Raw genomic sequence first — 13,847 nt, 5'->3', positions numbered from 1 at the left:
GTGCGGGCGGCAACAATCACGCGGCGGGGAAGGAGGGAGAACCCACCCCCACCCCGCCAGACCACCGGAAGAGCCTCTACCCGAGGCGCCCCACCCACACACCCGACGACGACAGGCGAGGCCAGATGCCCCGACCCACCGCCCAGGCTTAACCCTCCAAAAGCTCTTTGACCAGGCCTGATACCTGAGCGGCCTCGATGAGGAAACCGTCGTGCCCGTAAGGTGAATCGATCACTCGCGCCCGGCCGGGGACCGGGAGCATGCGGGCGATCTCGTCCTGTTGGGCGAGCGGGTACAGGTGGTCGCTGGTCACGCCCGCGACGATGGTCCGTTCGGGCATACGGGCGAGCGCGGCGGGAACGCCACCACGCCCACGCCCGACATCGTGACCGTTCATCGCCTGGGTGAGCAGCACGTAGCTCGCGGCGTCGAAGCGACCGACGAGCTTGCCCGCCTGGTGGTCCAGGTAGGACTCCACGGCGTACCGGCCGCCCTCGGCGGGGTTCTCGTCACCTTGGGCGTCGCGGCCGAAACGTGTGTCGATCTCCTCGGCACCCCGGTAGGTGACGTGCGCGATGCGGCGGGCCACACCGAGTCCGTCCACCGGGCCCCGGTCGGTGTCGTGGTAGTCGCCTCCGGCCCAATTCGGGTCGGTCTGGATCGCGCGCAGTTGTGGTGCGGCCCAGGCGATCTGCCAGGCGGTGGTGGCCGCCGGGCAGGCCAGGATCAGGGCGCCACGCACCCGGTCGGGGTGGGTGGTCGCCCACTCCAGGGCACGCATGCCGCCCATGGATCCGCCGATGACCGCCGCCCAGGTGTCGATGCCCAGTTCGGCGGCCAGGTGCTCTTCGGCCCGTACGGTGTCGCGCAGGGTGATGCGTGGGAAACGACTTCCCCAGGGCCGCCCGTCGGGGGCGATCGAGGAGGGTCCGGTGCTTCCCTGGCAACCGCCCAGGACGTTGGGGGCGACCACGTAGTAGCGGTCGGTGTCCAGGGCGAGCCCGGGGCCGACCACCCCCTCCCACCAGCCGGGGCTGAGCTGCCCCGGCCCGACGGAACCCGTCACGTGGGCGTCGCCGGTCAGGGCGTGCAGCACCAGGACGGCGTTGGTGCCCGAGGTGTTCGGGCGCCCCCAGGTCTGGTAGGCCAGACGTACGTCCGGTAGCCGCTCGCCCGACTCCAGCTCCAAGGGTTCCTCGATGTGGACCCAGCGGCGTTCGCCCACCGGATCACCCTCCCGCCACCCACCGTGGTGGGGACGGGAGGCGAAAGCATCGGATCGCTCGGTCACTGGTGAGCCTTGGCCGCCCGGAAACCGAGTTCGAGGTCGGCTCGCAGGTCGTCGATGTGCTCCAGCCCGACGGAGAGACGGACCAGCCCGGGGGTGGCCCCGGCGGCGGCCTGCGCCTCAGGAGAGAGCTGGCTGTGCGTGGTACTGGCCGGGTGAACGATGAGGCTGCGCACGTCGCCGATGTTCACCAGCTGGCTGAACAGCTCGGTGCCGTCGACGAAGGCGCGCCCGGCATCCACTCCGCCGCGCAACTCGAAGGAGAGCACTGCTCCGGCGCCCTTGGGCAGGTACTTCTGCGCCTGCTCGTAGAAGGGGCTGGAGGGCAGGCCGGCGTAGTGGACGCGCTCGACCTCGTCGCGGGACTCCAGCCATTCGGCGAGCGCCTTGGTGTTGGCGACGTGCCGTTCCATGCGCAGGGAAAGGGTCTCGATGCCCTGCAGGATGAGGAAGGAGTTGAGCGGGGCGATGGCCGCGCCGGTGTCGCGCAGCACCTGGACCCGCAGTTTGGCGGCGAAGGCACCGGGGCCGAGGGCCTCCCAGTACTTGAGGCCGTGGTAGCTGGGGTCGGGCTCGACGAAACCGGGGAAGCGGTCGCCGTGGGCGCCGAAGTCGAAGGTGCCGGCGTCCACGACCACACCGGCGACGGTGGTGCCGTGGCCGCCGAGGAACTTGGTGGCCGAGTGCACGACGATGTCGGCGCCGTGCTCGATGGGCCGCAGGAGGTAGGGCGTGGGAACGGTGTTGTCCACCATCAGCGGGACACCCACCTCGTGGGCGGTGTCGGCGACCGCGCGCACCTCCAGGACGTTACCGCCGGGGTTGGCCAGGCTCTCGGCGAAGTAGAGCTTGGTCTCGGGGCGGGTGACGGCGCGCCACGCCTCGGGGTCGTTCTGGTCCTCGACGAAGGACACCTGCACGCCGAGCTTGGGCAGTGTGTGCTGGAAGAGGTTGTGGGTCCCGCCGTAGAGCAGGGGGCTGGAGACGATGTGGTCGCCGGCGCTGACGAGGTTGAGGATCGCGGCGGTGATCCCCGCCGAGCCGGAGGCGAAGGCGACCGCTCCGACACCGCCCTCCAGGGCGGCCAAACGCTGCTCCAGAACGTCCTGGGTGGGGTTCATGATCCGGGTGTAGATGTTGCCCGGCTCGGCCAGACTGAACAGGTCCGCACCGTGCTGGGTGTCCCGGAAGACGTAGGAGGTCGTCTGGTAGATGGGCGTCGCCCGCGCGTTGGTGGCGGGGTCGGGCTCGGCCCCGGAGTGGATCTGCTGGGTCTCGAAGGACCAGGACTGCTCGTTGGTGCTGTCGGTGCTCAAGAACGGACTCCTACAAAAACAGACCGAATGGGTAGGGAATCACCGCGAGGCTAGCATCGACACCGGTCAGGTGGCCAGTAGTCACACAAAGTCCGCAGTGTTCTCCTCCTGTGACAGTGATCATTCAGATTCGGTCGGCACTGACGACCAGAGAGGGGATCGCCGGGAACAGGCGTCCTGAGGCCGCGCGCCCACGCTGTTCATGGGGCCCATCCTCTCAGGTGGGCCTTCGGGATCACCGGCCGGCATCGCCGATCAACTCGGCGACCACCTGTGGCAGGGCACTCCCACGGCCCTCCCGCAATGCCTTTTCGAAGGCCACCTCATCCAGGTCGGCGCGCAACAGCGTTTCGACGCGGTCGACGTCGCCGCGTTCGGCGGCGGGCATGGGCGCCCCGGAGGACTCGCGTGCCCGGGTCGCGACGCCCAGCAGACGTGCGGACTCTTCGAGGCGTCCGGTGAGCGTGTACGCCCCGGCGATCCCCTCCAGGGCCAGGGCGATGGCTCGCGTGTCATCGGTGCCGCGTGCCGTGACCAACCCCTCGGTGTGCAGGCGCAGCGCCTCATCGGCGTCCCCGCGCAACTCCGCGACGAACCCCAGTTCGCACAGGGTCAGCGCGGTGCCGGGCCACCACCGCACCCGCCGCGACCAGTCGACCAGTTCGGTCAGATAGGCCTCCGCCTCGTCGAGCCGGCCCCTGCGGCGGGCGGACAGCGCCAGTCCCATCTGGGCGTGTTGACGTTCGGCGATACCGCCTTGGCCCCGGACCAGGTCGGCCGAGCGGCGATGGAGCGCGTCGGCGCGGTCCAGGTCGCCTTCCAACAGGGCCAGACGTCCCAGCCCGGACAGCGATCCGGCGACCTCCACCGTCAGGTCCAGTTCCTCGGCGTCCGCCAGGGCGGCCTCGTGCAGACGACGGGAACGCCCGTACTCGCCCCGGATCTCGGCGAGGACCGCCAGGACCCCACGGGCGTTCATCCCACCCCAGGAGTCGCCGAGTCGCTCGAACAGGTCGAGCGCCTCACGGCCCTGCCGTTCGGCGCGGGCGAGGTCGCCGCGCCCCAGGGTGTGGGAGGCCTGGGCGACCAGCGCGGCGCCCAGGCCCCAATCGTCACCGTGTTCGCGGAAGGTGGCCGGCGCCAGGCCGACGAGTTCCTCGCTGACGTCCTGATCGCCCCGGCTCTGCAGGGCGAGCCCGAGCATCAACGCCAGTCGGGCCCGGATCAGGGGTGTTTCCGGGCCCGACTCCAGGGCGGCGCGGGCCCGTTGGGCGTGGTCGTGGCCGATGTCGTTGAGGATCTCGAACACGGTGGTGGTGGCCTCGACCGTCGCGTGGAGTCCCGGGTGGGCGTCGGCGCCGTCGACGACGCGGGCCAGGGTGAGCACGCGCAACCCCTCCCGATAGCGGCCGCGCAGGTACCAGGACCAGGTCAGACCGCCCGCCGTCTCCAGGGCGGTCTTCGCTTCGCCGACGGCGACCGCGTGGTCCACGGCCGCGTACAGGTTCGCCGCCTCGGCGTCCAGACGCCGGATACCCCGCCCTTGGTCCGGACCGAAGAGGGTGGCGTGCTGTTCCTCGGCCAGGTGGGAGAAGTGGCGGGCGTGCCGGTCCCTGAGCGCTCGGGTCTCCCCCGCCTCCGCCAGACGCGCGCGGGCGTAGTCGGCGATGGACTCCAGCAGGTGGTGGCGGATTTCGCCGGTGCACGGGTCGACGGTGGCGGCCACCAGGGAGCGGTCGACCAGACGGGTGAGGGGGTCGAGCACATCGTGGTCGGGGTCGGCGCAGACCGCCTCGGCGTCCTCGGGGTGCCAGCCGCCGGTGAACACCGACAGGCGGCGCAGCAGGACCCGTTCCCGCTCGTCGAGGAGGTCCCAACTCCAGTCGATCATGGCGCGCAGGGTGCGCTGGCGCGGGGGAAGGTGGCGCTGGGCGGTGGCCAGGAGCCGGAAACGATCGTCCAGGCGGCACAGCACCCCGTGCACGCCCAGGGCCCGGATCCGAGTGGCGGCCAACTCCAGGGCGAGGGGGATGCCGTCGAGTCGGCGGGTGAGTCGGGCGACGTCGGGGGCGTTGGTCTCGGTGAGCTCGAACCCGGGGCCGGCCGCGCGGGCGCGCGCCACGAAGAGTCGCACGGCGGCGTACTCGTGCGCTTCGGCGGGGTCGGAGACGGACGGGGGGACGGGCAGCGGGCCGACCGGGTGCAGGTGTTCGCCGGGCACCCCGAGGGGTTCGCGGCTGGTGGCGAGGACGCGCAGGTCGGGCAGGCGGGCGAGCAGGTGGGCGGCCAGGTCACCGATCGGTTCCAGGAGGTGTTCGCAGTTGTCGAGCACCAGGAGGGTGTCCTGGCCGGTCAGTCCGCGTACGAGGCGTTCACGGGTCCCGCCCTCGCCCTCGTCCCGGAGACCGAGGGTACGGGCGAGGACCTCGGCCGGATCGGCTCCCCTCGCGTGCGCGGCGTACTCGACCATGTGGGTGTCACCGTCGAGTTCGTGGGCCAGGGCGGTGGCCAAACGGGTCTTGCCGACCCCGCCGAACCCGGTGAGGGTGACCAGTCGTTCGTGGGCCAGCAGGGACCGGATCCGGCTCAGGTCGTCCTCTCGCCCCAGCATCTCGGTGAGGGGCCTGGGCAGGCGTCGCCGAGGGATCCCACCACCGCCGGATTCCTGGCGGAGGATACGTGTGTGCAGGTCGGTGACCTCGGGGCCGGGGTCCACGCCCAACTCCTCACGAAGCCCGCGCGCCAGGTCCGCGAAGAGGCGCAGGGACTCGGCCCGACGTCCGTCCTCGTTCAGGGCACGCATCCGTGCGGCGACCAGGCGCTCGCGCAGGGGATTCTCCGCCAGCGGTTCGCTCAGGTCCCGCACGACCTGCCGGTGTTCACCCAGGTCGAGGCGGGCCAGGGCGTACTCCTCGGTGGCGGTGAGCCATTCCTGTTCAAGGCGCGCCCGGGCGGGTTCGGTGAACGTCTCGTCCGCGAGGTCGGCCAGAGCCGGACCGCGCCACAGCTCCAGGGCCCGGGCGAACAGTCCGGCGCGTGAACCCGGGTCCTCGGCGGCGCGGGCCCGGGCGACCAGCACCTGGAACCGTTCGGCGTCCACCGCTTCCTCCGCCGTGTGGAGCAGGTAGCCGGCCGAGCGGAAGCGGACCCGCTCCCCCGCGTCGGGTTCGGCGGCCGACAAGGCGCTGCGCAAAGCCCACACCTTGCGTTGCAGGGCCCGATCGGGTCGCAGCGGCGCGTCGCCGAACCCCCACAGGTGGTCGACCAGGGTGTCCACGGGAACCAGGCGTCCGCGGGCCAGGAGGAGAGCCCCCAGCAGGACGCGCACCTTGCGTTCGGGGACGTCGACGGAGGCACCGTCATCGGTCCGGACGATGAGTGGTCCAAGCACACCGAAACGCATGCACTCACCGTACCGAGTGCGAGGCGAGGGTGTTCCGAGTGCGGCTCGGACGAGGGTGGGGGCGATCGATCGAGAGCCCGAGAAGGAATGTGGTGAACATGGGACCGCTCAGGATGGTCGTCATCGTCGGCAGTGTGCGCGAGGGCCGGTTCGGGCCCACACCCGCCCGGTGGTTCGTGCGGCTGGCCCGCGCCCGCCCGGACATGGAGGTGGAGGTGGTCGACCTGGCCGACGTGGACCTGCCGCTGCGCATGGTGGAGGAGTCCCCGCTCCCCCCGGACGTCGCGGCGCTGGGTCCACGTCTGGCGGCGGCCGACGCGTTCGTCCTCGTCACACCCGAGTACAACCGGAGTTTTCCCGCCTCGGTGAAGAACGCCATCGACTGGTTCCACGACGAGTGGGCGGCCAAACCGGTGGGTTTCGTTTCCTATGGCGGGATCTCCGGCGGTGCCCACGCGGTGCAGCAACTGCGTCCGGTCTTCGGGGAGCTGTGCGCGGTCCCGGTGCGCGACTGCGTCCACGTCGCCGACTTCTGGGAACTGTTCGACGCCGACGGTGGCTGGCCCGCGGACGATGAGCGGAGCAAGGGGGCGGCGCAGGCCGCCCACGGCATGCTCGACCAGCTCACCTGGTGGGCGCACGCGCTGCGCGATCGTCGTTCCCTCACCCCGCATCCCGCCTGACCCGGAAGGCGAACCATGAGTTCCGTGAGAGAGAATCCACTCCGCGCCGGCCGGGCCGCCTGGGTCGGTCTGGCCGTATTGACCCTGCCCATCTTCATGATGGCCAACGACGTGTCCGTGCTGTTCCTGGCACTGCCGGCGATCGGCGCGGACCTGCAACCACAGGCCACCCAGTCCCTGTGGATCCTGCACGTGGGAGAGCTCCTGGGCGCCGGGTTGGTCCTGACCATGGGCCGGCTCGGTGACCGGGTGGGACGCAGACGCCTGCTACTGATCGGATTGGCGGCCTACGCGGCATCCTCCACCCTGGCGGCGTTCTCCCCCGACCCGGCCACGTTGATCGTGGCGCGGGCGCTGATCGGCGCGTCGGTGGCGACCATCTCCCCGTCGACACTGTCGCTGTTGCGGTCGATGTTCCCCGACCCCGGGCAGTTCGCCACGGCGGTGGCACTGAACCTGAGCGCGTTCTCCGTGGGCATGGCATTGGGGCCGCCCCTGGGCGGGCTGCTGCTGGAGTTCTTCTGGTGGGGTTCGCTGTTCCTGGTCAACGTTCCGGTGGCACTGTTGGCGCTGGTCACCCTGCCGTTCCTGCTACCGGAGTACCGCGACCCGAATCCGGGGCGCATGGACGTGCCCAGCGTGCTGTCGTCCACGGTGGCTTTGGTGTTGCTGGTGTACGGGCTCCAGGAACTCGCCGCGCAGGGATCGCGGCCGTCGCTGCTCGCCGCCGTCGTGGTGGGTTCGGCGTTGCTGTGGTGGTTCGTGCGACGGCAGCGACGCTTGAAGGACCCGTTGATGGACCCGGGCATGTTCGCCCGCCCGATCTTCGTGCTGGCGGTGACGATGTGCTTCCTCATGCTGCTGGCCGCCGCCGGCACGGACCTGTTCCTGGTGCAGTACCTACAGTCGGTGTTGGGGATCTCCCCCGGCCTGGTGGGAGCGCTGCTCATCGTGCCCGCGGTGGCCGGTTTCGTGGGCACGATGCTCACCCCGGTGTTGATCCGATTCCTGACCACCGGCGTGGTGGTCGGCGGCGGAATGTTGGTGGCCGTGTCCGGGTTGGCGACGATCCTGTGGGGAGCCGGCACGGGCAGCGCCTGGCCGCTGATCCTGGGCACCACGGTGACCTCGATCGGCGGCGCTCCGGCGATGACGCTCGGCAGCCAGTTGGCGTTGTCCTCCGTGCCGATGGAACGCACCGGTTCGGCCTCGGCCGTCACCGACGTGGCCGCGGGCCTGGGACAGACGCTGGGGTTGGCGTTGATGGGCAGTCTGGGCCTGCTCGTGTACCGCACGAGTCTGTCGGGGGCGTTCACCGGTGACGTTCCCGAGGCGGCTCGGGGAAGTATCGGCGGTGCCCTGGCGACCGCCGACGACCTGGGCTCAACGGCCGGGGCCGCCCTGCGGGAGGCCGCCGCGTCGGCGTTCGGGCTGGGCCTTCAGGTGACGGCCGGGGCCGGCGGTGTCCTGTTGGCGGTCGCGGCCGTGGTGATGATGGCGGTGCTGCGCGGACACCGTGCGAACGAACCGGAGGAGGCCGTGGAACGGGTCGGTTGACCCCCTACGTCGGGGAGATGGTCGACGCGTTCCATGGTGACCCCCTTACCGGTGGGTTACCCGAACCACCCCGCCTTGCACGTGTGGGCCGTGGGGGTCCTGGGGAGTGTGGAGACAGGGATGGCGGACGGCCTCGCCGGGCCTCCGCCACCGCCCGACAAGCACTTGCTCGCCAGGGCGAGCACGCCACCACCGCGGCCTGTCACCACATGCACGAGGGACGAGACGATCTGATGACGAACGACTTTCCGGACGGCCCGGGTGGAGAACCCGGGTCCTTCGACGAGTTCCTGGCCAGGTTCCTCGGCGCCCGCGGACCCGTCCGCCGCGTCGACCTTTCCAAGCTGATGAGCCCCGAGGCCCGCCAGGTCGCCGACGCCGCCGCCCGGCGCGCGCTGGAGAACGGCGGCGCCGACGTCGACTCGGTCCACCTATTGTGGGCGCTGCTGCACTACCCGCCCACCCGCAAGCTCGTGGAGCGCGCCGGAGCGGACGCCAAGCCACTGGAGGACGTCATCGAACAGGCGGTCGCCCAGGCCCCGCGCGCGGTGCGCGGGTCGGCCCGGCTGACCCCGTCGGCCAAGCGGGCACTGCTCGACGCCCTGCAGATCTCCCGGGCCACCCGGAGTCCCGCCATCGTGCCCGAGCACATCCTGTTCGCGTTGGCGGTCAACCCCGACCACCCGGTCGGTCAGCTACTGCGCGACCAGGGTGTGAACCCCGAGTCGCTACAGAACGCGGCCGGGCCGGCGCCTTCCGCCGAACAACCCGAAGCCGAGCCGTCGCGGACGCCGACGCTGGACGAGTTCGGTACCGACATGACCGCGCTCGCCCGCGAGGGGCGTCTGGACCCCGTGGTCGGCCGCGACGACGAGGTCGAACAGTGCATCGAGGTGCTGGCCCGGCGGCGCAAGAACAACCCCGTGCTCATCGGTGACCCCGGCGTGGGCAAGACCGCGATCGTGGAGGGCATCGCCCAGCGCATCTTCGACGACGACGTCCCCGACGTCCTGCGCGGTCGGCGCCTGGTCCAACTGGACCTGTCCGGGATCGTGGCGGGCACCCGCTACCGGGGCGACTTCGAGGAGCGGCTCAACGGCATCGTCGAGGAGATCCGCGCCCACTCCGAGGAACTGCTCATCTTCATCGACGAGATCCACACGATCGTCGGCGCGGGCGCCTCGGAGGGTTCGACCAGCGCCGGGAACATGCTCAAACCCGCGCTGGCCCGCGGTGAGCTGCACATCATCGGTGCCACGACGGTGGACGAGTACCGCAAGAACGTGGAGAAGGACGCGGCGCTGGAGCGTCGCTTCCAGCCCATCCTGGTGCCCGAACCGTCGGTGGAGGACACCGTCGACATCCTGCGCGGGCTGCGCGACCGCTACGAGGCGCACCACCAGGTGCGGTTCAGCGACGAGAGCCTGGTGGCGGCCGCCGAGCTGTCCGACCGCTACGTCACCGACCGGTTCCTGCCCGACAAGGCGATCGACCTCGTCGACCAGGCCGGTGCGCGGGTCCGGTTGCGGTTGAAGACCTCCAGTACGGGGCTGCGCGAGTTGGAGACCCGACTCAAGGAGTTGGAGGAGCAGAAGGAGAGCGCGGTCCAGGACGAGGACTACGAGAAGGCTTCCCGGCTGCGCGACGAAATCCACTCCGCCAGGAGCGACATGCACCAGGCGCGCGGAACCGGGTCGGCCGTCCCCGAGGTGGAACCGGCCGACATCGCCGAGGTGGTCTCGCGCAGTACCGGCATCCCGGTGTCACAGCTGACCCAGGAGGAACGGGAGCGGCTGGTCAACCTGGAGGAGGTGCTGCACGACCGGGTGGTCGGTCAGGACGAGGCGGTCACCGCGGTGTCGGAGGCGATCCGCCGCAACCGGGCCGGGCTCGGCGACCCGGATCGTCCGGTGGGCAGCTTCCTGTTCCTGGGGCCGACCGGTGTGGGCAAGACAGAGCTGGCCCGGGCCCTGGCGGAGGCGCTGTTCGGCTCCGAGGAGGCCATGGTCCGGATCGACATGAGCGAGTTCCAGGAGCGGCACACCGCCAGCCGGCTCACCGGCGCCCCTCCCGGGTTCGTGGGGTACGAGGAGGCCGGTCAGCTGACCGAGGCGGTGCGTCGCCACCCCTACTCGGTCCTGTTGCTGGACGAGGTGGAAAAGGCCCACCCGGACGTGTTCAACCTGCTGCTACAGCTGTTGGACGACGGTCGGCTCACCGACGGCCAGGGCCGGACCGTGGACTTCCGCAACACCGTGGTGATCATGACGAGCAACCTGGGGTCGGAGGTCATCACCGGCGGTGGGCCGATGGGGTTCACCGACGGCGGGCAGATGGACGCCGACACCGAGCGCCGGGTGATGCGCCGGCTCAAGGAGGAGTTCCGGCCCGAGTTCGTCAACCGGATCGATGAGGTCATCGTGTTCCAGCAGTTGGGCGAGGACGAGATCGCGCAGATCACCCGCCTGATGCTCAAGCGGACCGAGGAGCGGTTGGCGGCGCAGGAGATGACGATCCGCTTCACCGACGAGGCGGTGCGGTGGCTGGCGGAGAAGGGCTACCAGCCCGAGTTCGGCGCGCGGCCGCTGGCCCGGACCATCCAGCGCAACGTCGGCAACCGGCTCTCGCGCATGGTGCTGGATCAGCAGGTCGGAGCGGGTGACCGGATCATCGTGGACGTGGATCCCGTGGGCGAACTGACCATCGCCACCGAATAGGCAACGGGCCCCGAGGACCGCTTCAGGTCCTCGGGGCCCGACGTCGCGTGGGATCAGGCGGACAGGCCGCTGGTGCGGATCTGGTCGCGGATCCACTCCCCCGCCGGCTTGAGCGAGTCCGTGCCGGTGAAGGGGCCGCCCGCGTCGCAGGTGCCGGGCTCGAAGACCGCGCCGGAGCGGACGTCGTCCGAGTAGTTCCAGTTCACCCAGCTGATCTGTTCCCGGTCCATGAGGTCGAGGTAGCGCTGGGCGGAGTCGAAGTCGTCGCCGCCGTCACCGGTGTGCTCCTGGGTGCCGAACTCGGTGACGAACAGTGGCAGCTCCTGGGTGGCCCGCTCGAAGGTGTCGTAGTGCCCGCCCCCGTGCGAGGCGGCGTAGAAGTGGTAGACGTACATGATGTTGTCGGCGTCCACCGGGTCATTGAGGATCTCGGTGTGGTCCGAGCCCTCGGACACGCCCAGCGACGACCACGCGCGGGTTCCGACGAGCACGAGCGCCTCGGGATCGGCGTCCCGGATCACCGGGATGACCTGCTCGGAGTAGCCCTTGATCGCGTCCCAGGAGACACCGTTGGGCTCGTTGGCGATCTCGTAGAGCAGGTTGTCCTTGTCGGCGTGGGTCGAGGCGATCTCGGCGAAGAAGTCGCGTGCGAGGTCGGTGTTGACGTTCGGGTCGCCGGGGGTGAGCATGTGCCAGTCCACGATGACGTACAGGCCGCGCTCGGTGCCCTCTTCGATGAGTTCGTGCACCCGGTCGGTGAAACCGCGCGGGTCGGTCTCGTAACCGCCCTCCTGGATGTACATGGACACGCGCAGGACGTCCGCGTTCCAGTCGTCGGAAAGGGCGTCCAGGGAGGCGTCGGTGAGGCAGTGGTCGAACCACTGCAGACCGTGCGAGCTCATCCCGGTGAGCTGGACGGTCTCGCCGTTCTCGTCACAGAGCTTGATACCGCAGACCTGAAGCCGTCCATGCTCGTCGATGGCGGTGGTCTCGGGTGTGGTGGAGGCCGGGGTGGTGGAGGCGACGGGTTCGGCCTCTTCCAACGCACCGTTGCCGAGCAGGGTGGCACCGAGCAGAATCGCTCCCAGTGCGGCCAGGGACAGGGTGCGGTAGGGGTGCCTGGGGGTGGGACGGTGACGCGCCAAGGTTGTCCTCCAGCGGGGAGCGGATCGGACGCGGTGGGGGCGACGCGGATCCGGAAGGAAGGTTTCCCATTGAAGCTAGGTAGTGGTGGCGCGGCCGTCAAGGGGGGTGACCGAGGGTATTCGCATCGGCCCCGACGTCCCCGTGGGGCGCACCCGGTCGGGTACGCCCCACGATGAGAGCGGTGGAACCCCGCCTCAGGCGGGTTCCGGTTCGGGTTCGGGCCCCGGTGGTTCCGGGACCGGTTGGGGCTCCGGCACCGGGTCCGGGCTCGGTTCCGGCGGGACCGGTTCGGGCGGCATCGGCGCCGGTGGGAACGGGTCCGGTGGCATCGGGTCGGGCTGTCGTAGGGCCCGTTCCGCCAGGTTCACGCTCATCCGACTTCCTCCTCTCCTCCGGCCGTCTCGGTGGTTCGTGCTCGGTCCTGCCCGACCGAGGTGAGTTCCGTGTCAGGATCGGGCGTCGGGGTCGGGGTCGCGGGGCCTGCCCCTCTCCCCGCGCGAGGGCTGGTTCAATCGGTGTCCCGCCCGATCGTTGAGCACGCCGACGGTGTCGATCAGGCGACCGATCCGGGAGTCGGCGGCCTCCGAACCATGGCGCTCCATCGCTATCCCCGGTGCCCTGGGCAGCAGCCGACCGACCACCCGCAGGGCCCGCTGGGTGAGCCCGGGGGCCACCCCGTGCACCGCCAAACCGATCCGGGTCGCCGGTGTGATGATGAGGAACCCGCGCCCGCTCGCGGCGGCCCGCACGATGCCGCGGGCCGCACGTTCGGCGCTCACGCTGAGCAACGGCAGCCCGGCCGCCAACGCGAACCAGGCGTACTCGCGTTCGGGATCACCGGAGAAGAGCACGCCCTTGTGCGAACCGGTGCGCATCAGACCCGGCACCACGGTCAGCACCCGCACGCCGGTACCGCCGGTCTCGGCGGCCAACCCCTCCGACAGCGCCGCCCAGGCGCGTTTGGCCACCGAGTACGGCAGCATGTGCGGCACCGACAGGTAGGCGCCGATCGAGGTGACGTTGACGACGGTGCCGCCGGTGCCGCCGGTGCCGCGCATACGTTCGACGGCGGCGCGGGACAGGTGGAACGGGCCCCAGAACATGATGTCCATGGCCTGCGCGAAGTCCTCGTCGGCGATCGTCTCCTGCGGGCCCACCCGCATGACGCCGGCGCTGTTGACCACCACGTCCAGCCGGCCGAAGCGTTCGACGGCCGCGTCCAACAGGGCGTCGACCGCCTTCGGGTCGCCGATGTCGCAGACCACACCGTGGGCCTCCACGCCCCGCCCGGTGAGTTCGGCGACGGCACGGTCCAGTCCCTCACGGCCGCGGGCGCAGATCACCACCGAGGCACCGGAGGCACCGAACTCACGGGCCATCTGCAGCCCCAGACCACGCGAGCCACCGGTGACGAGCGCGACCTTGCCGCGCATGCTTTTGGCGCGGCGACGTTCGGACAGGGCCGAGACCCCCACCCCCAGGGCGGCCCCCGTGGCGCCCCAGGCGAGGAGCTCGGCGTTCTGTCGGATCGGCGACGGCGGCGGTTCGTGGCGGCGACGGTAGCGGCTCCACACCCACCGGGCACCGGCCAGTGCCAGGGCTCCCTTCAGGCGGCTCATGGGCGCCCCCGTTCCACAGGAGAGTGGCGGCGGGTGTGCGACATGTGTTCCCCTGTTCGGTCGGGTTCGCGGGAGGAGGTTGTGGGTGCTGCGGTACCCGGCGCCCTCGGTGGGAAAA

Annotated in this window: 9 protein-coding genes; 3 read left to right on the top strand and 6 right to left on the bottom strand. The window is 70.7% G+C overall.

Annotation, left to right across the window (positions count from 1 at the left end):
• Window positions 1–148 precede the first annotated feature (148 nt).
• From metX to ACWGSK_RS25125, 3 genes are all read right to left on the bottom strand, one after another.
• A complete protein-coding gene (gene metX, locus ACWGSK_RS25135; RefSeq protein ID WP_452456924.1) occupies window positions 149–1,291 on the bottom strand; it encodes a homoserine O-acetyltransferase MetX in 1,143 nt (380 codons plus the stop codon).
• Complete coding sequence (locus ACWGSK_RS25130; RefSeq protein ID WP_452456923.1) at window positions 1,288–2,604, bottom strand: bifunctional o-acetylhomoserine/o-acetylserine sulfhydrylase; 1,317 nt, start codon at window positions 2,602–2,604, stop codon at window positions 1,288–1,290. The genes metX and ACWGSK_RS25130 overlap by 4 nt, the downstream gene beginning before the upstream one ends.
• A gap of 235 nt (window positions 2,605–2,839) precedes the next feature.
• Complete coding sequence (locus ACWGSK_RS25125) at window positions 2,840–6,007, bottom strand: ATP-binding protein (protein ID WP_452456922.1); 3,168 nt, start codon at window positions 6,005–6,007, stop codon at window positions 2,840–2,842.
• Between the two features lie 98 nt (window positions 6,008–6,105).
• On the opposite strand from ACWGSK_RS25125, the gene ACWGSK_RS25120 reads away from it, so the two are divergent.
• The 3 genes from ACWGSK_RS25120 to ACWGSK_RS25110 all read left to right on the top strand — a co-directional run bounded on the left by ACWGSK_RS25120 (window position 6,106) and on the right by ACWGSK_RS25110 (window position 10,964).
• Window positions 6,106–6,690 carry an NADPH-dependent FMN reductase gene (locus ACWGSK_RS25120; RefSeq protein ID WP_358513845.1) on the top strand — a complete coding sequence of 195 codons (585 nt, stop codon included), beginning with the start codon at window positions 6,106–6,108 and terminating at the stop codon, window positions 6,688–6,690.
• A 24-nt stretch (window positions 6,691–6,714) separates the two neighbouring features.
• Complete coding sequence (locus ACWGSK_RS25115) at window positions 6,715–8,247, top strand: MFS transporter (RefSeq protein WP_452456921.1); 1,533 nt, start codon at window positions 6,715–6,717, stop codon at window positions 8,245–8,247.
• A gap of 233 nt (window positions 8,248–8,480) precedes the next feature.
• The gene (locus tag ACWGSK_RS25110) at window positions 8,481–10,964 is read left to right on the top strand and encodes an ATP-dependent Clp protease ATP-binding subunit (RefSeq protein ID WP_452456920.1); all 2,484 of its coding nucleotides are present in this window, start codon (window positions 8,481–8,483) and stop codon (window positions 10,962–10,964) included.
• Between the two features lie 53 nt (window positions 10,965–11,017).
• On the opposite strand, the gene ACWGSK_RS25105 is transcribed toward ACWGSK_RS25110, so the two are convergent.
• The 3 genes from ACWGSK_RS25105 to ACWGSK_RS25095 all read right to left on the bottom strand — a co-directional run bounded on the left by ACWGSK_RS25105 (window position 11,018) and on the right by ACWGSK_RS25095 (window position 13,729).
• Window positions 11,018–12,109, bottom strand: coding sequence for a glycoside hydrolase family 5 protein (locus ACWGSK_RS25105; RefSeq protein ID WP_452456919.1), 1,092 nt, complete (start codon window positions 12,107–12,109; stop codon window positions 11,018–11,020).
• Between the two features lie 195 nt (window positions 12,110–12,304).
• On the bottom strand, window positions 12,305–12,484 hold the full coding sequence (locus tag ACWGSK_RS25100) for a hypothetical protein (RefSeq protein ID WP_358513853.1): 180 nt from the start codon (window positions 12,482–12,484) through the stop codon (window positions 12,305–12,307).
• A gap of 72 nt (window positions 12,485–12,556) precedes the next feature.
• A complete protein-coding gene (locus ACWGSK_RS25095) occupies window positions 12,557–13,729 on the bottom strand; it encodes an SDR family NAD(P)-dependent oxidoreductase (RefSeq protein WP_452456918.1) in 1,173 nt (390 codons plus the stop codon).
• Between the last annotated feature and the right edge of the window lie 118 nt (window positions 13,730–13,847).

The sequence above is a fragment of the Nocardiopsis sp. NPDC055551 genome (assembly GCF_053619415.1).
Note: the sequence above shows the minus strand (reverse complement) of the source record. Positions and strands in the feature narration are given on the sequence as shown.

Coding starts and splice junctions, on each gene's coding strand:
- ACWGSK_RS25125 (WP_452456922.1), bottom strand. CDS start 6,007: ATGCGTTTCGGTGTGCTTGGACCACTCATCGTCCGGACCGATGACGGT.
- ACWGSK_RS25120 (WP_358513845.1), top strand. CDS start 6,106: ATGGGACCGCTCAGGATGGTCGTCATCGTCGGCAGTGTGCGCGAGGGC.
- ACWGSK_RS25110 (WP_452456920.1), top strand. CDS start 8,481: ATGACGAACGACTTTCCGGACGGCCCGGGTGGAGAACCCGGGTCCTTC.
- ACWGSK_RS25100 (WP_358513853.1), bottom strand. CDS start 12,484: ATGAGCGTGAACCTGGCGGAACGGGCCCTACGACAGCCCGACCCGATG.
- ACWGSK_RS25095 (WP_452456918.1), bottom strand. CDS start 13,729: ATGAGCCGCCTGAAGGGAGCCCTGGCACTGGCCGGTGCCCGGTGGGTG.